The organism is Cumulibacter soli (assembly GCF_004382795.1).
In the GTDB taxonomy this organism is placed as follows: Bacteria; Actinomycetota; Actinomycetes; order Mycobacteriales; family Antricoccaceae; genus Cumulibacter; species Cumulibacter soli.
In genome coordinates this window covers 177105-197590 of record NZ_SMSG01000004.1, presented here as the reverse complement: position 1 = coordinate 197590, position 20486 = coordinate 177105, and the positions used below count along the sequence as shown (strand labels likewise).

Sequence of the window (20486 nt, the reverse complement as noted above, 5' to 3'; positions counted from 1 at the left end):
CTGCCCTAACTTTATGGGGTTGATCAACTGAGTGGGTGGAGGTCCGATGAAGGGTTCAGCGCGCGTCGTCGCGGCGATCACGGGAGTGGCGGCGTTGCTGCTGTCGGCATGCGGTTCGTCTGATGACGACGGCGGCTCGAACGGCGCCAATGACGGCTCGGGCGTCACCGTGACCACGAAGTTCGGAGACGTGTCCGTTCCCGAAGATCCCGAACGAGTCGTGGTGATCGGCGGTGCCTGGACCGACACGGCGCTGGCCCTCGGGGTCGAGCCGGTAGCGGCCGGCGGGGTCGACCTTGACAACGCGCCCTGGTTGGACGGTGTGATCGACGAGTCGATTGTCGACGATGAGCTGCTCGGCGCAGACGGCTCGGTGAACCGGGAGAAGGTCGCCTCCTACAAGCCAGATGTGATCATTGTTCAGCCGTTCTCGATCAACGATGAGGCTGCGTACGACGCCCTTAGCGAGGTCGCGCCGGTCGTCACCGGTATGGACGTCAACGACTCCTGGACGCACGTTCTTGATGTCGTCGCGCAAAGCACCGGCACGACTGACAAGGCCGAAGAGATCACCGCCGACGTGGATGCGAAGGCCGCCGACCTCAGCGAAGCCGCCCCTGAACTCGCTGGCAAGACCTATCAGTGGGTCCGGTACGACCAGGACCAGTTGTACTTCGGCAACGGGTCACTGCTGGACCTGCTCGGCCTCGAGCCTGGAACCGGCCAGGACAACACGATGAACACCAGCGCGTCGATTTCGCGCGAGAATTTGCCCGAGTTGGACGCCGACGTCGTCGGGGTCTTCTGCTACAGCGACTGCACGCCGCTGAAGGACGATCCGCGGCTGGCAGATTTGCCCAGCTCGAAGTACGGATCGCTGTTCTTCCCCGACCTTGCCCTAGCTGTCGCAATCAACAGCGCCTCGCCGCTGACGGTCCAGTACGTCTTTGACGAACTCGGCCCGCAACTCACCGAAGCTGCACCGAAGATGGCCAAGTAGCGCGTGACGAGTACGCCGGTCGCCACCGAACGCTCCGGCCGTCGTCGTGACGGCCGGAGCGTGTGGACGCGGGGCGGCGGACTGCTCGTCGGTCTTGCGCTGCTGGCGATCGCGGTCCTGCTGAGCCTCGCGATCGGCTCCAGCGATATCCCGTTTCCGCGGGTGATCGACGCCCTGTTCGGGCATGGCCTGCGGGACGACAACGTCAACATCTGGGGATCCCGATTTCCGCGGACGGTCGTCAGCATCATCGTCGGCGCCGCGCTCGCGGTCGCCGGCGTGCTCATCCAAGCGCTGACGCGCAATCCGCTCGCCGACCCGGGAATCCTCGGCGTAAACGCCGGTGCGGCGCTGTTCGTCACGCTCAGCACACTGCTGTTCGGCATCGCGGCGCCCGGCGACATCGTCTGGTTCGCCATCGGCGGTGCGCTGCTGACCACCATCGGCGTTTACGCCATCGGGGCCGCGCACAAGGGAGGGTCCGGCGCCGAGCGGCTCACCCTGGCCGGTGTCGCCGTCGGCGCAGTGCTGATGGGCGTTACGACGGGCATCATGCTGGAAAACCCGAGCGTGTTCGACCAGATGCGATCGTGGCTGACCGGGTCGGTGCTAGGGCGCTCGGTGAACGACATACTCCCGGTGTTGCCCTTGATCGTGCTCGGTCTGCTGCTGGCGATAGCCGTCGTACGGCCGTTGAACGCTATCTCGCTCGGCCAGGACACCGCGCGCGCCTTAGGCGTCAACCTAGGTCGCGCACGCGTGGTAGTCGTCATCGCCGTCGCGTTGCTGGCCGGATCAGCCACCGCAATCGCCGGTCCGATCCTGTTCGTGGGACTCATGGTCCCGCACGTCGTACGGTGGATCACCGGACCCGATCAGCGGTGGGTACTCGCAGGTTCGCTCATCGTTGGCCCGCTGCTCATGGTGACCTCGGACGTCGTCGGTCGAGTCGTGCTGCCGCTCGGTGAGATCCCCGTCGGCATCGTGACGGCATTCGTCGGCGCCCCGGTACTGATCCTGCTTGCGCGCCGACGAAACGCGAGCGAATCATGACGACCGACACGGCTCCGCGCCGCCGTACGACGAGGATGCCGGACGGGCGACCCGCCGTACGGCTCGGTGTCGGCGCGGTGCGAGTGCAGTTCACCCTGCGCACCGGCGTGGTGGTGGGCGCCCTGCTGATCGTGGCGCTGATCGCCGCCATCCTCGCCTTGCGGATCGGGGACTATCCGCTCACCTTGACCGAAGTGCTCTCGGCGCTCGCCGGAGACAACAGCCAATTCAGCTACGTCGTGGTGATGGAATGGCGACTGCCCCGGACCATCGCCGGGCTGGTGTTCGGAGCGGCGCTTGGGGTTTCGGGGGCGCTCTTTCAGTCACTGACCCGCAATCCGCTCGGCTCACCCGATGTCATCGGACTATCGGCCGGCTCGTACACCGGCGCGTTGGTTGCACTGATCTTCGTCGGCTCCAGTGCGACCACGCTCTCGACAGGTGGACTCATCGGTGGCTTTCTCACCGCCGCGCTGATCTATCTGTTCGCTTACCGCCGCGGCACTAGCCGTTTCCGGCTGATAATCGTCGGGATCGGGCTATCGGCGATGCTGACCGCGGCCAACAACTACCTGTTACTGGTCGCCAACCTCGACCTTGCGATGGTCGGCGCGGCCTGGGGTGCTGGGTCGATCGATCAGATCACCTGGAGCGAGGTCACTCCGCCGCTGGTGGTAATCGCGGTGGCTTTGCTGCTGTGCATAGTGGCCTCACGACCGCTCGGCGCGATGGCACTCGGTGACGATGCGGCGCGTGCTTTCGGGATCAAGGTTGAAAAGGCCCGTGGCGCGATCGTGTTGCTGGCTGTCGCGCTGACCGCGGTCGTCGCCGCGACCGCCGGTCCCATCGCGTTCGTCGCGCTGGCAGCACCGCAGTTGGCCCGACGTATGACGGCCTCTGCGGGCATCGCCCTGGTACCGTCCGCGGCGATGGGCGCGTGTCTGTTGTGCGTCTCGGACTTCGTCGCCGCACAGCTGTTCGGCAACATTCCGGTCGGGCTGGTCACCGTCGGCATCGGCGGCGTGTATCTCGTCTGGTTACTCATCCATGAATCTCGGAGGTCAGCATGAACGAGCAGGTCACCGATGGTGCCGTGCTGCCGATGACGGGGCGTGATGCGGCGCCGAATGATGCGCCTCCGATGAGCTCGTCCATGCCGCTGCGCGCGATTGATGCCACCCTCGGCTACGACGGCCGGACCATCAGCGAACATCTATCGATCGACATCCCGGAGAACTCCTTCACCGTGATCGTCGGCCCGAACGCGTGCGGAAAGTCAACGCTGCTGCGCGCGCTCGCGCGCCTGCTCACCCCGAAGGCCGGGGAGGTCCTCCTTGACGGCCGCGCGATCGCGTCGTACCCGTCGCGCGAGGTGGCGAAACGGCTCGGCCTGTTGCCGCAGACCTCACAGGCTCCGGACGGCATTCGCGTCGCTGAACTGGTTGGTCGCGGGCGTTACCCGCATCAGCGGTTGCTGCGTCAATGGTCACCGGCGGACGACGATGCCGTGGCCGCGGCGATGACCGCCACCGGAGTGAATGACCTGGCATCGCGGGTCGTTGACGAACTGTCCGGTGGCCAGCGGCAGCGAGTCTGGGTTGCCATGGCGCTCGCGCAACAGACCGAGTTGCTGCTACTGGATGAGCCCACGACCTTCCTGGACATCGCGCATCAACTGGAGCTATTGGAACTGTTCAGTGCGCTGCATCGCGCCGGTCGCACGGTGGTGGCGGTACTGCACGACCTGAACCACGCCGCGCGGTACGCCGATCACATCATCGCGATGAAGGCCGGCCAGGTGATCGCTGCCGGCCCGCCGGCGGACGTCGTGACGGTCGACTTCGTGCACGAAGTGTTCGGTCTACGCTCGCTCGTGGTACCGGATCCCGCGACCGGAACTCCGATGGTGGTGCCGATTCGTCCCTCGGCTACGGACGAGGCCACCCGCGATCTGAGTTACTCGGCTGGCATGTAGATGGGAGTACGGGAGCGGCTAGGTCTGCCCTGGTTTGCGCCGGCTGAGACGCCGTACAAAATCGCTGACCTGAAGATCGATGACGACACGACCGCGCGACGCCTTGGCTGGGCAACGATTTGGGCGCCACGACGGTACGTCATCCCCGGCGCGCTGCTGGGGGTGCTGCATCAGTTAGGTGAGGCGCTGGTTCCGGTGCTCGCGGGGCTGGCTATCGACAACGCGATCCGCGATCCCGACTTCTCCACATTGCTTATGTGGCTGGGGTTGCTCGCGCTCGACTTCGCGATGCTGTCTATGTCGTGGCGGTTCGGTTCACGTATCGGCTGGATCGGAATGCACGCCGTACGCCAGCAGCTTCGCGTCCGGGTCGCCGAACGATTATTGGATCCGCGCGGCAGCGCCGATCGCGAGCGGCTCCCCGGAGTGTCGATGTCGATCGCGAGCTCCGATGTTGATCGGCTCTCGCTGGTCGTGGCGATCGGTGTATATCCACTCGGTCAGGCACTGGGCGTCGTCTTTGCGGCCGTCGTTTTGTTGACGATCTCCTGGCCGCTCGGGCTCGGCGTACTGCTCGGCGTTCCTGCGCTGTTGTTCTTGATGGACCGGGCGGGTGAACCGCTGCGGCGGCGCAGCGCGACCGAGCAGCAGATGGCCGCGGCTGCGGCTGGTCGAGCGGCCGACCTGATGAGCGGATACCGCATCATCAAGGGGATCCGCGGCGAGGAGCAGGCTGACCTGCGTTATCGCAACGCCAGCCGTGACGCACTGTCGGCGACGCTGCAGGCCCGCAGCGTGTACGGCGGTTACCTCGGACTGGTGAACCTGCTGACCGGACTGTTCATCGCGGCAATCGGCACGGCAGCGGGCTACCTCATGGTGACCGGGCAGGTGTCGATCGCCGAACTCGTGACCGTCGCGGGACTTGCCCAGTTCATCATCGGACCGCTACAGGCGTTGAGTACCAACTTCGGAACGTTCTGGTCACGCGGACTGGCTTCGGCCGACCGAGTGTTGGCGGTGCTGCGTGACGAGCCCCGGCACGTCGGAGATCGGGCGATCGCCAAAACCGACCGTCCAGCCGAATTGCGGATCGCCGACGACCTGTGCGTGTCGCCCGGCGAGTTTGTTGTCGTGCGAGCCGATCAGGACGCCGCGGGTGAACTGATCCGCGCGGTGACCAGCGGCGAGGGCGGGGGCCGTGTCACGTATGGCGGCGAGGACGTCGCAGCGCTGGAGCCAGACGGGTACCGCGCTCATGTGCTCGTCGCGCCGCATGATGCGCAACTGTTCGCCGGGAGCGTGTTGCAGAACGTGACGCTGGATCGGCGGCGCGATGAGACCGGACGCGCAGCTCTGCGTGCCTCGGGCTACGCCGAGATTCTGCACTCTGATGCCCTCGACGACGAGGTTGGCCACGCCGGCGAACGGCTCTCCGGTGGGCAACGTCAGCGCGTAGCGCTGGCACGAGCAGTGGCGCAGGACCCACCGGTGCTCGTGCTCACCGAGCCCACGACGGCGGTCGATTCGGTCACCGAGGTGCAGATTGCCGCCAACCTGCGCGAGGCGCGCGCGGGCCGCAGCACGCTGGTCATCACCGGTTCGCCGGCGTTCCGCGCCGTCGCCGATCGGATCGTCGATTGGCCGCGAGCATGAGTTCGACCGAGCAAGCGCCCGAAGTGCGGCTGCCCATCGCGACGGCAGCCCAGACCCGAGCGGCGATCGCCAGATCGCTGCGCGGACGGTGGTGGTCGCTGGCCGCGGCAACGGTGTTGCTGATCGGTTCGGCCGCCGCGGGACTGGTCATGCCTGCGTCGCTGGGCGCGATGGTGGACGCCGACGGTCAGTCGCGGGTCGTATGGCTCGGGATAGCGATGGGCGCCGCTGCGATCGCACAAGGTGGGCTGCTCGCGCTCGGATTGGTCATCGCCAGCCGCCTGACCGAACGACTGCTCGCCGACCTACGTGAACGGATGGTGTCGCGCGCACTACGGCTTCCGCACAGTACGGTCGAGCGGGCGGGTGCCGGCGACCTGGTCAGTCGCGCGACCGACGACGTGGCACAGATCGCCGAAGTGGCGCCGCGGGTGGTGCCCGCGGTCGGCGGTGCAGCGTTCACGATCCTGATGACATTCTTCGGCATGGCGCTGCTGGACTGGCGATTCGCGCTGGCGATGCTGGTAATCGTGCCGTTGCATGTGCTCGCGATGCGTTGGTACTTGCGTACCGCGCCACAGGTCTACCAGGCCGAGCGAGCGGCGAATGCGCAGAAGACCGCCCAGTTGCTGCGGGCGATGCAGGGCATCGATACGGTCCGGGCGTACAACCTGTCATCACGCGAAGAGCGCGAGATCGGTGCGGCATCCTGGCGAGTGGCCGTGTGGTCGCTGCGGGCGCGCATCGTGCAGAACCGGTTTTTCGGCCGGCTGAACACGGCCGAGTTCGTCGGCACTGCCGCGATCCTGCTCGTGGCGTACTGGCTGGTCAGCGACGGGGCAGTGTCGGTCGGAATGGCGACCACGGCGGTCCTGTTTTTCCTGCGGTTGTACGACCCGATCGGCCAGTTGCTGTTCGTGGTCGACGATCTGCAGTCTGCGGCCGCTTCGCTCGCTCGCATCGTCGGCATCGACTTCGCTGCCGGGCAGCACGATGCTCCAGAGCGCTACCGCCAGCGGGAGGTCGCGTCGTCGGGTCGGCCAGGCGACGTCGTTGCCGGGTTGTGGAATGTGTCCTTCGGCTACGACCCTGCGCGGCCGGTGCTGCGTGATGTCTCGATCCGTGTCGGCCCGGCCGAACATATCGCGCTCGTCGGTGCATCGGGCGCCGGCAAATCAACCGTCGGCGCGCTGCTCGCCGGGCTTCGCGAACCGGACAGCGGCTCGCACGCGATGGAACCTGACGTGTTCATGATCAGTCAGGAAGTGCACGTCTTCGACGGCACGCTGCGCGAGAATCTGCTGCTCGCCGCCCCAGGAGCCAGCGACGAGCAGTTGCGTGCCGCGTTCGAGTCGGTAGGCGCCGGAGGGCTCGTGGCCGCGATGCCCGACGGACTGGACACCCAGGTCGGACACCAGGGGCACCAGGTGAGCGCCGCCGATGCGCAACTCATGGCGCTCGCTCGGGTCGTCCTCGCTGACCCGCCCTTCGTCATCTTGGACGAACCGAGCGCCGAGGCTGGTAGCGCGCAGTCCTCGGCGCTCGATGCCGCGGTGGCGGCGGCGATCGAAGGCCGTGCCGCGTTGGTGATCGTGCACCGGTTGACGCAGGCGGCGGAGGCCGACCGCGTGGTGGTGATGGCTGACGGCGCGATCACCGAACAGGGCACCCATGATGAGTTGCGCGCAGCACCGACGGCGTACGCCGCGATGTGGGATGCGTGGCAGTCGAACCGTTCACCGGGCGCCGGCGTTCCGAGCGTGTAGCCGGAGGGCCGCGGGCCTGTGGATCTCACGAGTTCAGCTTCCAGAGTCCTGGAATCTGACAGTTCCGTTGTGCCCCTACCGCTTACTAATGTGGGTAGACAGACTGCATTTTTGCGCGCCGGCCAGGGCGCGTTCGCTGCATACCGTTCGGCGGGTGCACGTGCCTAGGGAGTGACGATGTCGGTTATCAGCCCGAACGACGCTGAGGTCAGCGAGCCGGAAACCAAGCCGCGTCAGGAGATCCTCACCGGTACCGAGGCCGTCGTCCGGCTCCTGGTCGAGCAGGCGAAAGCCGACCGCCGAGCGGGACGTAACACCGGCGGATTCGCCTCGGGGTACCCCGGATCACCGGTCGCGCGCATCCACGACCTGCTGCTGGCGCAGCGCGAGGAGCTGAAAGAGTACGGCGTCCACTCCGCCGGCGGGCTCAACGAGGAATTGGCCGCGACCGCCATCTGGGGCAGCCAGAGTGTCACCGGGCTCGATTCCGCTGAAGTCGACGGCGTATTCGCATTGTGGTACGCCAAGGCCCCGGGGGTCGATCGCGCCGGCGATGCCCTGCATCACGGCAACATTCGCGGCGCTTCACCGACCGGCGGCGTCATCGTCGTGGCCGGTGATGATCCGAAGCCGAACGCGACGGTGTACCCGTCCGATTCGTCGCGGACCATGGCGTCCTGGGGGATGCCCGTGCTGTACCCGGGGAACATGCAGGAGGTCATCGATCTCGGCCTGCACGGGTACGCGATGTCCCGCGCGAGTGCGCTGTGGATCGGGATGAAGCTGGTGACCGATGTCGCCGACGGATCTGCCACCGTCGACTTGGACCCGGGCCGGGTCAACCCGATCATCCCGTCGATCGAGCTGGACGGCGCACCGTTCGTGCCGAAGATACGCATCAACCAGGCCGGCGTCGGGATGCTGGAAGCTGAGCGCGATCTCTACCTCGGGCGGCTCGCAATGGCCGCAGAGTACGTTCGCGTGAACGAACTCAACCCGGTGCACAGCGGATCCGGCAGCGCTCGGATCGGTCTGATCGCCCCCGGCAAGACGTACTACGACCTCCGTCAGGCGCTCGATCGACTCGGGCTGGACGACGAAAAGCTGACCACGCACGGTATCCGGCTCAAGCAGGTTCGCGCGCTGCATCCGTTCGGTGCCAGGGAATGGACCGAGTTTGCCGACGGGCTCGACGAGATCATCGTGGTCGAGGAGAAGCAGCCGTTCCTCGAGAACCAACTCAAGGACATCTATTACGCAGCGACACATCGTCCGGTGCTCGTTGGCCGCGTCACGCCGGAAGGGTCCGAGTTCCTGCCGGTAGGCGGTGAACTCAGCACCGAGATGATCCTTCGGATCGTCGGTAGTCGTCTGCGTGACGTGCACGGGGTCGCCACCACCGAACAGCCGCGACCGGAGCCGGTACGCAAACTCCTGCCATTAGCGACGTCGCGCGCAGGATTCTTCTGCTCGGGTTGCCCGCACAACACCTCACTGCAGGCGCCCGAAGGATCGCAGGTTGGCGCCGGGATTGGCTGCCACATCATGGCGCTGCTGGTCGATAGAGACGAGTACGGCGATATCCGCAGCTACACTCAGATGGGTGGCGAAGGCGCGCAATGGGTCGGTATGCAGCCCTTCGTCTCCGATAAGCACCTGTTTCAGAATCTCGGAGACGGGACGTACCACCACTCCGGTAGCCTCGCCGTGCGCCAGGCGGTGTCCGCGGGAGTACACATCACCTACAAGTTGCTCGTCAACGGCACCGTGGGGATGACCGGTGGCCAGGACATCTCCGGTGGCATGAAGGTCCCTGACCTGGTCAGCGAACTGTTGGCGGAGGGTGTCACCAAGGTCGCGATCACCACGGAGGAGCCGGATCGGTACAAGAGCGTGCGGCTGCCGCGTGGTGTGAAGGTGCACGATCGTGCCGAGATCATCGCCGTACAAGAAGAACTGCGCGAGCATCCCGGAGTCACGGTCCTCATCCACGATCAGGAGTGCGCCTCCGAACGCCGCCGCCGCTGGCGCTCCGAGCGCAGCAAGCCCACCACGCGGGTGCTGATCAACGAGCGCGTGTGTGAGGGTTGTGGGGATTGCAATGAACAGTCGCAATGCCTGTCGGTGCAGCCGACGCAGACGCCGTTCGGGCGAAAGAACACCATTCACCAGTCCAGCTGCAACCTTGATTTCTCTTGTGTGAAGGGAAACTGTCCGTCGTTCGTCACGGTGGATGTGACGGATGCCGTGTTGCCGCAGAAGGCGCAGGCGCCGGAACCGCCGACGGTCGGTGAACCGACGAAGTTGGTGCGCGGCTCGGAGTTCAACGTGCAGCTCGCAGGCATCGGCGGCACCGGTGTGGTGTCAGTGAGTCGCGTGATCGCGGCTGCGGCGGCGATCGAGGGACGGCAGGCTCGCGCTCTCGACCTGACCGGCTCGACGATCAAGGCGGGGCCGGTGGTGTCGCACATTCACGTGCGCGACACGGACACCGAGGCGCCGTCGAAGATCGACGCGGGCTCGGCCGACCTGTACATCGCATTCGACCTGCTGACGGCGGTCGCACCCGACAACCTCGTGTCCTCGGCCGCGAACCGCACCGTGCTGGTGGCCTCGACGAGCGCCGTACCGACGGCAGATATGGCGATTGACTCGAAGGTGTCCTATCCGGCACTGTCCGAGCTGCGGGAGCAGATCGACGCGGTCACTCGCGCCGATCACAACGCCTACCTCGACGTGGAGCATGTCGCCGATGCGCTGTTCGGCAATCACATGGCCGGTAACGCGCTGTTGCTGGGGGTTGCCTACCAACGCGGAGCGATCCCGATGGCGGCCGACAGCATCGAGCAGGCGATCCGAAATGACGGAATCGCCGTCGAGCAGAATGTGAAGGCGTTCCGGTGGGGCCGTGCGCTGGTCGCCGATCCCCAATTGTTGGCCGGCCTCAGCAACGAGACTGCCGCAGACAAGCAGGACCTGCTGGATGCCACCTCGCGTGAACTCATAGCAAAAATCGGCGCGGAAGGCGAACTCGCCGATATCCTTTCGATCCGGATTCCGGATCTGATCGGATATCAGAACGTGAAGTACGCCCGCAGTTACGCAGACCTTGTGGCCGAGGCCGCTCGTGCGGATGCGCGGGTCGGCGGCGATGGCTCGTTCGCAATCGCTGTGGCAACTCAGGCGCACCGGTTGATGGCGTACAAGGACGAATACGAGGTGGCGCGCCTGCACCTGCTGGAATCCTCGCGGATGCAGGTGGAGTCGACGTTCGGTACCGGTGCGCAGGTGTCGTGGAATCTGCAGCCGCCGACGCTGAATCTGTTCGGTCTGGATCGCAAGATCAAGGTGGGGCAGTGGTTTAAGCCGGCATTCACCGCGTTGCGCGGTACGAAGGCGCTGCGCGGTACGTTCGCCGATCCGTTCGGCCGCGCCGCCGTACGCCGCCTCGAACGCGAGTTGGTTGCGCACTGCCGGGAGTTGGTCACTGCTGCTGCGGAGGCGATCAACTCTGGCAATTACGCCGACATGGTTGAGCTGGTCGGCTGCGCCGAGGTGATCCGTGGGTACGAGGAAGTGAAGTTGCGCAACGTCGCGGAATACCAGGACCGGATCCGGCGTATCGCGTCGAAGGTGGCGCTGGACGTGCCGCGTGCCCGCCGAATCGATGAACTCGTCGCGCAGGGCCAGGGCTCGGACTGACCCAGGCCGCGCCGACGGGCCCGAGCGATTAGTGCACAGCTGGAGCGCCAAGAACACAGACGGAGCGGCTAAGTGTCCCCAAGGCGGGCAGACCTAGCGCTCCTGCCGTTGCAGGAAAGTTAAGGGATGACGCCGTCAGCGCGTAGCGCGGCGATCTCGGTCGGACCGTAACCGGCCTCGGCGAGTACGGCGTCTGTGTGCTCCCCGACGCTCGGCGGTAGTCGCAGCGGTGCCTTCTCGGCGAGGTCCATGCTGAACGGTGTGCTCACCGCGCGAAGGTCGGGAGCGTCCTGAAATGGCACGGTGAAACCGTTGACGCGCGCGTGTTCATCGTTGGCAATGTCCTCGGGCGTGGCGATTACCTCGAACACGATCCCAGCTGCCAAGAGCGAGCGCTGCCAGTAGTCGCGGTCGTGTTGCTCGAACGCCGCCTGCACCTGCTCGAACAGTGCCGTCGAATTCTGCTGGCGGTACTTCTTTGCCGAGAACCGTGGATCAGTAACCAGTGCATCGAGGCCGAGGCACGCACATAACGTCGGCCAATGCCGGTCTTCGTTCAGGATTCCTAAGGCGAGCCACCGATCGTCCGCGCACTGGTACGGCGCGGTCAACGCGTTCAGCGACTGGCGCCGAGGCGGACGCGGCACGAATTGCGCGCCGTTCAACGCCGCCGTCGCGTAGTACCCGTTGGCCCAGAGGCCGTTGGCCAGTAAGGATGAGCGTACGAGGGCGCCCTGGCCGGTGCGTTCGCGCTGATACAGCGCGGTTACGATCGCGGCGTACAGCGCCATCGCGGACGGGTGATCGCCCTGCCCAGACACCGATTTGGCCGGCTCATCGGCTGCGCTGACCCGCACCTGGTCCATCAGCCCGGAGCGCGCCCAGTACGCCGTACTGTCGAATCCGGGCTTGGTGGCCTCCTCGCCGAGTTCGCCGAATGCGGTGAACGAGCCGTAGATCAGCCGGCTATTCAGCGCCGACAGTGTCGCGTGGTCGACAGCGAGTTTCTCGCGGGCTTTCAGCGGAAGATTGGTAACGAAGACATCGGCGTCCGCGACGAGTCGATGTACGACGCTTTGCCCCGCGTCGGTGGTCAGGTCGATGGCGAGACCGCGTTTATTGCGGTTGTCCATCAGGGCGCCGTACTCGATCTCGGCCTGCGGCATCCCTGGCAGGGAAGAGACTTGTCGATAAGCGTCGCCGGTGGGTGCCTCGATCTTGATGACGTCCGCGCCGTACTCGGCCATGACCGTCGTGGCTGCGGGGGCCGCGATGTAACTGCCGCAATCGATCACGCGCAGTCCGCTGAACAAGAGTTCCGTCACGGTGCCTCCAGGCTTATCGAAAGTTCTCGGCAGCGTATCGCGTGCGGCGTACGTCTGCGGGCCCCCGAACTTCGCCGAGTAGCGCCGCCAAAAAACGAGCTTCGCGGCGTAGCGCCACCAAAAACGCAGAGAAAATGGCTAGGCATCCGCCTCTGCGCGATGCCTACTCGATTTTCCTGCGTCTTTTGCAGAGCCGAGCGAGCAAGATCTGTGCGGAAGCGAGGCAGCAAGGTCTGTGCGGAACCAAAGCAAAGCCTGTGTTGAACCGAGGCAGCAATCTCTGCAGAACCGAGGCGGACCCAATCTCTTGTAGACCCGGACACACAGCGGCCCCGGTTCCGCAGTGGCGGAACCGGGGCCGTTGATGACTACCGGACTAGACCTCGGCGGAAGCCGCCAGGAGGCCGCCGGCGGACGCCAGTTCTTCGATCAAGCCATCCTGATCGTTGAACGAGCGCGCGATGACAGTCAGCCGCTTGGCGAAGTGGCCGATCGGGTATTCCATCGTCATACCGATACCGCCGTGCATCTGGATCGACTCCTCCGCGATGTGCTTCGCGCATTCGTTGATCTGGATCTTCGCCGCGACGATGTCGCGGTGGCTGTTCTCGCCGTACGACGTGGCCGCGAGGCGCGCGAACAGCGCCATCGACTTCGCCAGTTCGAGCGAAGCGTACATATCCGAGGCGCGGTGCTGCAGTGCCTGGTTCACGCCGATCGGACGACCGAACTGCACGCGGGTATTCAAGTAGCCCGCGGTCATGGTCAGTGCCGACTCCATCGCGCCGACTGCCTCCGCGCACAGACCGGCGGTAGCGACATCGACGGCCTTGGTGATGATCGCCGAGGCGTCACCGGAACCGAGGCGCTGGGCTGGGGCGTCGCTAAGTAGCACATTCGCCGCACCGAAACCATCGGCCTGCTTCAGCGCGGACTTGGTGACCCCGGCGCCGTTCGCGTCCACGATGAATAGGCCGACTTCGCCGTCCACCGCGGCCGACACGATCAGCGTGTCGGCGCTGTCGCCTCCGAGTACGCCCTGCTTCTCGCCGGAGACGGTGTAGGCCTCACCCGAGCCGGAGGCCTTGGTCTGCGGGGCGCTGACGTCATAACGGCTGCCGGGCTCCTGTGCCGCGAAAGCAACCTTGCGCGATCCTTCGCCGATACCGCCGAGTAGTTCGGCCTTCTGCTCGTCGCTGCCGGCGGCGTCGATCAGCCCGCCGGCCAGCAGAACGGTGGAGATGTACGGCTCGAGCGCGAGCGCCTTGCCGAACTCTTCGAGGACGACGGCAACCTCGCCGAAGCCCATCCCTGCGCCGCCGACTTCCTCGGCGAATGGCAATGCGAGGGCGCCGAGTTCGGCGTACCGTCCCCACATTTCGTCGCTGTAGCCCAACTCGGACTTCAGCACTACGTCGCGCTTCTCGGCGTCGTAGTGCTCCTTCATCATGCGACCGACGGTCTGCGCGAGTTCGCGCTGCTCATCAGTGAGTTCGAGATCCACTTTGAAAGCTCCTAGTTTCTTCTAAGTCAGTCGGCTAGAGGCCCAGGATGGCCTTGGAGATGATTCCGCGCTGCACCTCGGACGAACCGCCGTAGATGGTGACCTTGCGGAAGTTGAAGTACGTCGGGAGCGCGTCGACGGCGCCCTCGGGAACGGCCGAGAAGCCGTCCGGGGCGTCGTAGCTGTCGCGGAAGTAGAGGGCGTCAGGGCCGACGACATCTACCAGGAGCTCGGTGATGTTCTGCTGCAAACGCGAGCCGACGAGCTTCAGCACCGAGGAACGCGGGTCCGGCTTGTCGGCGCCGGCGGCCTGCGTCGACAGGATGCGCAGCTGGGTCATTTCCAGTGCCTGCAGTTCCACCTCGACCTTGGTCAGGCGCTCTGCGAACAGCGGCTCGTCCAGCAGCGTGCCGCGCTTGGTGCGGGTGTTGGCGGCGTACTGCTTCAGGCGCGCGATGCGGGTCTTGGAGGTACCGACGCGGGCGATGCCGGTGCGCTCGTTGCCCAGCAGGAATTTCGCGTACGACCAGCCGGCGTTTTCCTCGCCGACGAGGTTCTCCACGGGGACCTCGACGTTGTCGAAGAAGACTTCGTTGACTTCATGGCCGCCGTCGATCAGCTGAATCGGGCGAACGGTGACGCCCGGCGACTTCATATCGATCAGCAAGAACGAGATACCGAGCTGCTTCTTCACATCCGGGTTGGTGCGGACCAACATGAAGATCCAGTCGCCGTACTGGCCGAGCGTGGTCCAGGTCTTCTGGCCATTGACGATGTACTTGTCGCCGTCGCGGACGGCGGTGGTCTTCAGCCCGGCGAGGTCCGAACCGGCGTCCGGCTCGGAGAAGCCCTGCGACCACCAGATGTCGAGGTTCGCGGTCTTCGGCAGGAACCGCTCCTTGATCTCCTGTGACCCGAACTGTGCGATCACTGGGCCGACCATGGACGCGTTGAAGGCCAGTGGCTGCGGGACGTTCGCGAGCTCCATCTCCTGGAGCCAAATGTGCCGCTGCACCGGGGTCCAGTCCTGACCGCCCCATTCGACGGGCCAGTTGGGCACGGCGTAGCCGTGCTCATTCAGGATCTTCTGGGTGGTGACGATCGGCTCCTTGCCATTGATCTCACCGCGCGCGTTCATCTCACGAATTTCCTTCGGAATCTTCGTGCGGTAGAACTCACGCATCTGCTCGGCGAACTCGCGCTCTTCCTTGCTGTACAGCTGGTCCATGGAATTGGCTCCTGAGTCTGGACTCGTTTGGTGTGACGGGCGCACGCGCCGCGCTTCGCGCCCTAAGACCGAATCGTATTCGGTTTTCGGTTCGGGCTCACGGTTGGGGTGATTCAAGGAACGATTCTTGTCGCTGTCTTGGCTGTCCGCATACACTATTTGGTACGTCTTTCGGGGTCCAGCGATAACCCCGCCGAGCGAGGGGAGTGGCCGTCGACATGAAGTCTTTCGTCGCCGTACGCCGCTTCACCGTCGATCTCCTGCTCACCGCTAGCGACCTCTGTCGCTAGCCGTTGAGGCTGCCTAGCCCCTCGGCACCATTTCTGCAGCGCACCGCCCGCGATAGGTCGCGTCCCCGGACCGGTCCAATCACCGTTATTGCGCGTAGTACTGCCACCTCAACAGGCCTTCGAGGTCGCTGTCTGCGATACCTCAACGCCGCCACGTAACACCGCTAGCCAAAGAACACCCCCTCTATCCAAGGAGAAGTCCATGCCCAGCTCGCTCGCCCTCGTCGAGATCGTCCCCGCTACCCAGACGCCCGACGCGGCTCGCAAGATCATCGAGCAGGCCGCGGTGCGCGCGGCAGCCGCTAATGCCGAATTGATCGAAGCCGAGGTGACCGCGAGCGCCGACCGGGTGTTCATCGTTTTCGAGGCGCCGGACCTCACCTCGCTCGGTGCTGAGGTGCTGAGCATCGACGGCACCACTGAGGTCACCGGGCCCGATTCGGTCCGGCTGGTCGGAGCCGATCTCGCCGACCTCAAGGCGAGCCGCCCCGAGGCCGGTTACCTCGTCGAATGGGATATCCCGGACGGCATCGACATGGACACCTACCTGGCGCGCAAGAAGGAGAAGTCGCCGTTGTACGCCGAGATCCCGGAGGTTTCGTTCCTGCGTACCTACGTGCGGGAGGACGTCGATAAGTGCTTGTGCCTCTACAACGCGCCGGACGCGGACGCCGTGGTACGCGCCCGTGAGATCGTCTCCACGCCCATCGACCGGCTGCACGCATTGAACTCGAACGTTCCTGCGCCGAGTGCGCCATGAGCGTGACGACGACGTCGGAGGGCCTCGCGCGGGTGCGTCACGCCGCTGACGACCTGCGCGCGGTGCTCGCCGAATCGGTGGCCCGGATTGACAGCGGAGACGCTCAGACGACTGAGCGGCTCGCTGACCTGGGCGGGCGTGGCTTGCTGGATCTCGGCATCGATTCGATCGCCGACCCGTTGTCTGCCGAGGCGGACGTGACCGGTAGCGCTGAGCTGATTGCGCTGCTGGCCGAGGAGTGCATGAGTAGTGCGTTCAGTCTGTGGGCGCATCGGATGGTGCTCGATTTCTTTGCCCGTGGGCAGCGCAACGCGCTGAACGACGCCACGCTGGCAGGGTTGCGATCGGGCGAGATCATCGGCTCGAGCGCGATGGCTGCCGGTATGAAGGCGCTGGCGGGTATCGAACCGCTCGGAATCACCGGACGCGTCGAGGGCGCCGAGATCGTGATCGACGGGCAGATCCGTTGGGCGTCGAATCTGGTCCCGGGCGCGGTCGTCGTGTTGCCTGTTGCATTGGACGACGGCCGTCGGGTGGTGCTGTGGGTCCGCGTCGGTGATCTCGGCGTCGACGTGCGGTACGTCGAGGGCCTGCTTGCGTTGAACGCCACCGCGTCCGGGTCGGTCAGTCTGAGTGGAGTGCGTATTCCGGCCGATGCGGTGCTCAGTTGGACGTTCGCCGATTCGGCGCGGGCGTACCGACCGACCTTCATGGTGCTGCAGTCGGCGTTCTGCGTCGGAATCTCCCGGCGCTCCGCGCGTGAGGCCGAGGTCCTCATCGAACGCGCCGGCAACGAGGGACTGGTGCCGCGATACGAAGCGGTCTGCGCGCAGGTCGCCGAAATCGAGCAGCGGTGGCGGCAACTCAGCACAGCGCTGGGCTCTGCGACGCCGCGCGACTTCGTGCAGTTGCGTCTGGATGCGAGCGTTGTCGCTGGCGAGGCGACTCGGCTCGAGGCGACCCTCGCCGGTGGGCGCGGATACGTCGCTGCGAGCGGCACATCGCGCCGATTCCGCGAAGCCGCGTTCTTACCCGTGCAATCGCCCTCGGAAGGACAGCTTCGATGGGAGCTAGCGTCGCTCGACTCGTAGACGTTCACCTGGTGCTCGGCGGCGAGCAGGTGCTGCGCGGGCTCAGCCTCGACCTTCAGCAGGGGTCCCAGACCGTGGTGTTGGGGCGCAGTGGCGCCGGAAAGTCGACCCTGCTTCGGGTGCTGGACGGCGAGCTGGCGCCCGATGCGGGCGCCGTCGAGCTCACCAGTGAGCACGGCGACTATCGCCGCGCGGTCGTGTACCAGCGCCCGCTGTTGTTCGACTGGTTAACCGTGCGACAAAACGTGGCTCTCGGACTCGGGTATCGCCGCAACCACGGCGTCGACCGGGCGAGGGTTGATGAGTTGCTGGAACTGCTCGGGATCGGTGATCTGCGTGATCGGTATCCCGACCAGCTTTCTGGCGGACAAGCGCAGCGCGTCTCGTTCGGGCGCGCGCTGGCCGTGCAGCCTGACTTGCTGTTGCTCGATGAGCCGTTCAGCGCGCTTGATCCGGCGACGCGATCCTCGCTGCAGGAGTGGATTCGCGTCGAGAGCCGCAATGAGGGACTCACCTCGGTGATCGTCACGCACGATATTGATGAGGCGCTGCTGCTCGCCGACGAGATCGTGCTGTTGTCGGACGGTGCAATCGAGCGGCGTTGGAGTGTGGATAAGGCCCAACGCGACCGTCAGCGCGCCGAGATTCGCGATGCCTTTGGTGTGGGGGATCGTGAGCAGGTGCTCATCGATGCCTGAGCTGCGCGGGCGCCTGCTGACGCGGCGGCGCGCACTGGTGCTGGGTAGTCGCGTGGCCGCCGCCGGGGTCGTTGGCGGGCTCGCCGGCTATGGCGCCTGGAACGCCGTGGCACCCGCGCTCGCCGGCAGTTCGAAGCGCGCCATCCGCATCGGTTATCTACCGGTCACCGACGCGGCGGCGCTGTTGACGGCGTACGACGGCGGGTTCCTTGCCAAGCAAGGAATCGACGCTCCGGAGCCGGTGCTTTTTCGTAGCTGGGAGTCCCTCGCTCAGGCTTTCGCTATCGGCGAGGTCGACGCGGTCCATTTGCTCATGCCGCTGGCGATTCAGTTGAAGTTGGCGAAGAAGACGCCGTTGAAGGTGATCGCCTGGGGGCATGTGAACGGATCTGCGTTGACGGTATCGAACGATATCGGTGATCTGTCGCAGCTGGCGGGGACCACGGTAGCGATCCCGTATTGGTGGTCGGTGCACAACATCCTGCTACAGCGGATGTTCGCCGCCGAAGGGCTGACCCCGGTGATACGTCAGCAGCCATCGGTATCCGAGGGAACGGTGCAGCTGGCCGTCATGGCGCCGGCGGATATGGTCGCCGCACTCGCCGGCGGCACGGTCGGTGGGTACGTCGTTGCCGACCCGTTCAGTGTTGTCGCGGAGAAGCAGGGGATCGGCCGGGTGGAGCGCTTTCTAGGTGATGTGTGGAAAGAGCACGCATGCTGCGCGATCGTCGTGCGCGAAGAGTTGATCAACGAGGATCCCGATGTGGTGCAGGGGCTGACCACCGCGATCGTGCAGGCGCAGCAGTGGATCGACGAGAATCGGCCGCAGATGGGCGCGTTGCTGACCGAGGGCGGGTATCTCCCGCAGCCGACGCCCGCGGTAGGTGAGGTGTTCACTCGTGATGCCGCGGCGTACGCCGATGTCACCACGCACGAGCAGTGGCATGGCGAACGCCTGGGCTTCAGCGCTTTCCCGATGGCCAGTTACACCGAAGCACTGGTCGAACAGATGCGCACCACGACGATCGACGGCGATACGGCTTTCTTGGATGACGCCGACGGTGACGCTGTGCACGGCGGGCTGGTCGATGACAGGTTCGCGCGTGCCGCGCTCGGCGGGGACGCATTGCCTTCGGGCAAGACGGATCGGCAGGAGTTGATCGAGCCGTGAGCACGGTGACTGACGCGCCGCGCGTCGCGTCCACGACGGCTCGCCGTACCGAAAGTCTGCTGGTCCCGATCGCGGGGATCATCGGTGCCGTCGCGATCTGGTACCTGCTGACCGAGGTCATCTTTGGCAATCGACCACTGGTGCGTGACTTCTCACCTGCGCGTACCTGGGCCGGGTTGTCGGAACTGTGGGAGTCCGGAGTACTGCTTGACGATGCGTCGGCCTCGGTAATGCGGCTGGTCGTCGGTCTGCTGATTGCCGTAGTGATCGGCGTCGTGGCTGGATTGACGGTAGGCACGGTGGGTTGGCTGGAGCGAGCGACGCAGCCAGCGGTCGGTTTCCTGCGGATGGTGTCGCCGCTGTCCTGGGCGCCGCTGGTGATCGTGCTGGTCGGCATCGGTGACCTACCGGTGATCGTGCTCGTCGCGCTGACCACGGTGTGGCCGATTCTGCTCGCTACCTCGGCCGGCGTACGGTCCGTCGACCCCGGCCATCGTGCGGTCGCGCGTGCGCTCGGCGCGAGCAGGATCGAGGCGTTGCGGACCGTGGTGCTGCCGACCGTCCGGCCACATGCGCTCAGCGGTATCCGGTCCGCTGTCGCGTTGGGCTGGGTCGTGCTTGTCCCCGCCGAGATGCTTGGTGTGACCAGCGGGCTCGGATACCAGATTCTCAACGCGAAGGATCAGCTCGCCTACCACCACATCACAGCGCTGATCGTGGTGATCGGCGTCCTGGGGTTGGCGATCGATGTGGTTGCGCGGTGGATCTTGCGTACGCCGCGACAACGCCGCGAAGAATCGCTCGGCGCGTAGAACTGCGGGTCTCTGGTTGGGTTAAATGCGCGTGATCGACGACACGAATGTGAAGCGCATGCGCCTCTAGTCGCAAGGTTTGTGCTGGCCTATGGTTGTTGACCGTGGTCCTGAGTTCCAGCGTGCGGACCCGGTTTACTGGAGGGCGAGCCTGCGGTGCGCAGGTGGCCCGGGATGAATAGGCCGACGATCTCGGTAAACGTGTACATCGGCAGAAGGGGGATGAGCGTGTCGGAGTCTTTCTTCGCGGTTCGCCGTTTCCCTATTGATCTGATGATGACGGCTAGTAGCCTCTGTCGCTACTAGATTCGTTCGCGCGGCTCGGCGCTGACGGTCATTGACCGTGGCGTATCGACCTAGGTCCACCGATCCCCGATTTGAGGGTGTTCGTAGCGGCGCGTAGTTCGAGCAGTTTCGTTGTAGCGATCGCCATCTCGCGTTTGGTCACCTCCCGC

15 protein-coding genes are annotated in these 20486 nt (G+C 65.4%); 12 read left to right on the top strand and 3 right to left on the bottom strand.

Annotated elements, in window-relative coordinates; genetic code table 11:
- Positions 1-46: 46 nt before the first annotated feature.
- From E1H16_RS10420 to E1H16_RS10390, 7 genes are all read left to right on the top strand, one after another.
- Entirely contained in the window at positions 47-1000 is a 954-nt protein-coding gene (locus E1H16_RS10420) for an ABC transporter substrate-binding protein (protein ID WP_134323812.1), read from the top strand.
- A gap of 3 nt (positions 1001-1003) precedes the next feature.
- Positions 1004-2053, top strand: a complete 1050-nt coding sequence (locus E1H16_RS10415; protein WP_243837821.1) for a FecCD family ABC transporter permease — start codon at positions 1004-1006, stop codon at positions 2051-2053.
- Complete coding sequence (locus tag E1H16_RS10410) at positions 2050-3123, top strand: FecCD family ABC transporter permease (protein ID WP_243837820.1); 1074 nt, start codon at positions 2050-2052, stop codon at positions 3121-3123. Before E1H16_RS10415 ends, E1H16_RS10410 begins: the two co-directional genes overlap by 4 nt.
- Positions 3120-4028 (top strand): ABC transporter ATP-binding protein, encoded by a 909-nt coding sequence (locus E1H16_RS10405; protein ID WP_134323811.1) that lies wholly within the window; start codon positions 3120-3122, stop codon positions 4026-4028. Before E1H16_RS10410 ends, E1H16_RS10405 begins: the two co-directional genes overlap by 4 nt.
- Entirely contained in the window at positions 4029-5684 is a 1656-nt protein-coding gene (locus E1H16_RS10400; protein WP_134323810.1) for an ABC transporter transmembrane domain-containing protein, read from the top strand.
- A complete protein-coding gene (locus E1H16_RS10395; RefSeq protein WP_134323809.1) occupies positions 5681-7450 on the top strand; it encodes an ABC transporter ATP-binding protein in 1770 nt (589 codons plus the stop codon). Before E1H16_RS10400 ends, E1H16_RS10395 begins: the two co-directional genes overlap by 4 nt.
- A gap of 177 nt (positions 7451-7627) precedes the next feature.
- Positions 7628-11152 (top strand): indolepyruvate ferredoxin oxidoreductase family protein, encoded by a 3525-nt coding sequence (locus E1H16_RS10390; RefSeq protein ID WP_134323808.1) that lies wholly within the window; start codon positions 7628-7630, stop codon positions 11150-11152.
- 119 nt (positions 11153-11271) lie between these two features.
- Here the strand turns inward: E1H16_RS10390 and E1H16_RS10385 are convergent, their stop codons facing one another.
- The 3 genes from E1H16_RS10385 to E1H16_RS10375 all read right to left on the bottom strand — a co-directional run bounded on the left by E1H16_RS10385 (position 11272) and on the right by E1H16_RS10375 (position 15209).
- A complete protein-coding gene (locus E1H16_RS10385) occupies positions 11272-12477 on the bottom strand; it encodes a CaiB/BaiF CoA transferase family protein (protein WP_134323807.1) in 1206 nt (401 codons plus the stop codon).
- A 376-nt stretch (positions 12478-12853) separates the two neighbouring features.
- A complete protein-coding gene (locus E1H16_RS10380; RefSeq protein WP_134323806.1) occupies positions 12854-13981 on the bottom strand; it encodes an acyl-CoA dehydrogenase family protein in 1128 nt (375 codons plus the stop codon).
- 34 nt (positions 13982-14015) lie between these two features.
- The gene (locus E1H16_RS10375) at positions 14016-15209 is read right to left on the bottom strand and encodes an acyl-CoA dehydrogenase family protein (RefSeq protein ID WP_134323805.1); all 1194 of its coding nucleotides are present in this window, start codon (positions 15207-15209) and stop codon (positions 14016-14018) included.
- 492 nt (positions 15210-15701) lie between these two features.
- Between E1H16_RS10375 and E1H16_RS10370 the strand changes: the two genes are divergently transcribed.
- Genes E1H16_RS10370 through E1H16_RS10350 form a run of 5 tightly spaced genes read left to right on the top strand, consistent with a single transcriptional unit; the run spans position 15702 to position 20031 of the window.
- Positions 15702-16259: a DUF4242 domain-containing protein gene (locus tag E1H16_RS10370; protein ID WP_134323804.1), complete on the top strand. Its 558-nt coding sequence runs from the start codon at positions 15702-15704 to the stop codon at positions 16257-16259.
- The gene (locus E1H16_RS10365; protein ID WP_134323803.1) at positions 16256-17350 is read left to right on the top strand and encodes an acyl-CoA dehydrogenase family protein; all 1095 of its coding nucleotides are present in this window, start codon (positions 16256-16258) and stop codon (positions 17348-17350) included. The genes E1H16_RS10370 and E1H16_RS10365 overlap by 4 nt, the downstream gene beginning before the upstream one ends.
- A complete protein-coding gene (locus E1H16_RS10360; RefSeq protein WP_134323802.1) occupies positions 17323-18048 on the top strand; it encodes an ABC transporter ATP-binding protein in 726 nt (241 codons plus the stop codon). Before E1H16_RS10365 ends, E1H16_RS10360 begins: the two co-directional genes overlap by 28 nt.
- Positions 18041-19219: an ABC transporter substrate-binding protein gene (locus tag E1H16_RS10355; protein ID WP_134323801.1), complete on the top strand. Its 1179-nt coding sequence runs from the start codon at positions 18041-18043 to the stop codon at positions 19217-19219. The genes E1H16_RS10360 and E1H16_RS10355 overlap by 8 nt, the downstream gene beginning before the upstream one ends.
- Positions 19216-20031 carry an ABC transporter permease gene (locus E1H16_RS10350; protein ID WP_208378990.1) on the top strand — a complete coding sequence of 272 codons (816 nt, stop codon included), beginning with the start codon at positions 19216-19218 and terminating at the stop codon, positions 20029-20031. Before E1H16_RS10355 ends, E1H16_RS10350 begins: the two co-directional genes overlap by 4 nt.
- The last annotated feature ends 455 nt before the right edge of the window (positions 20032-20486 follow it).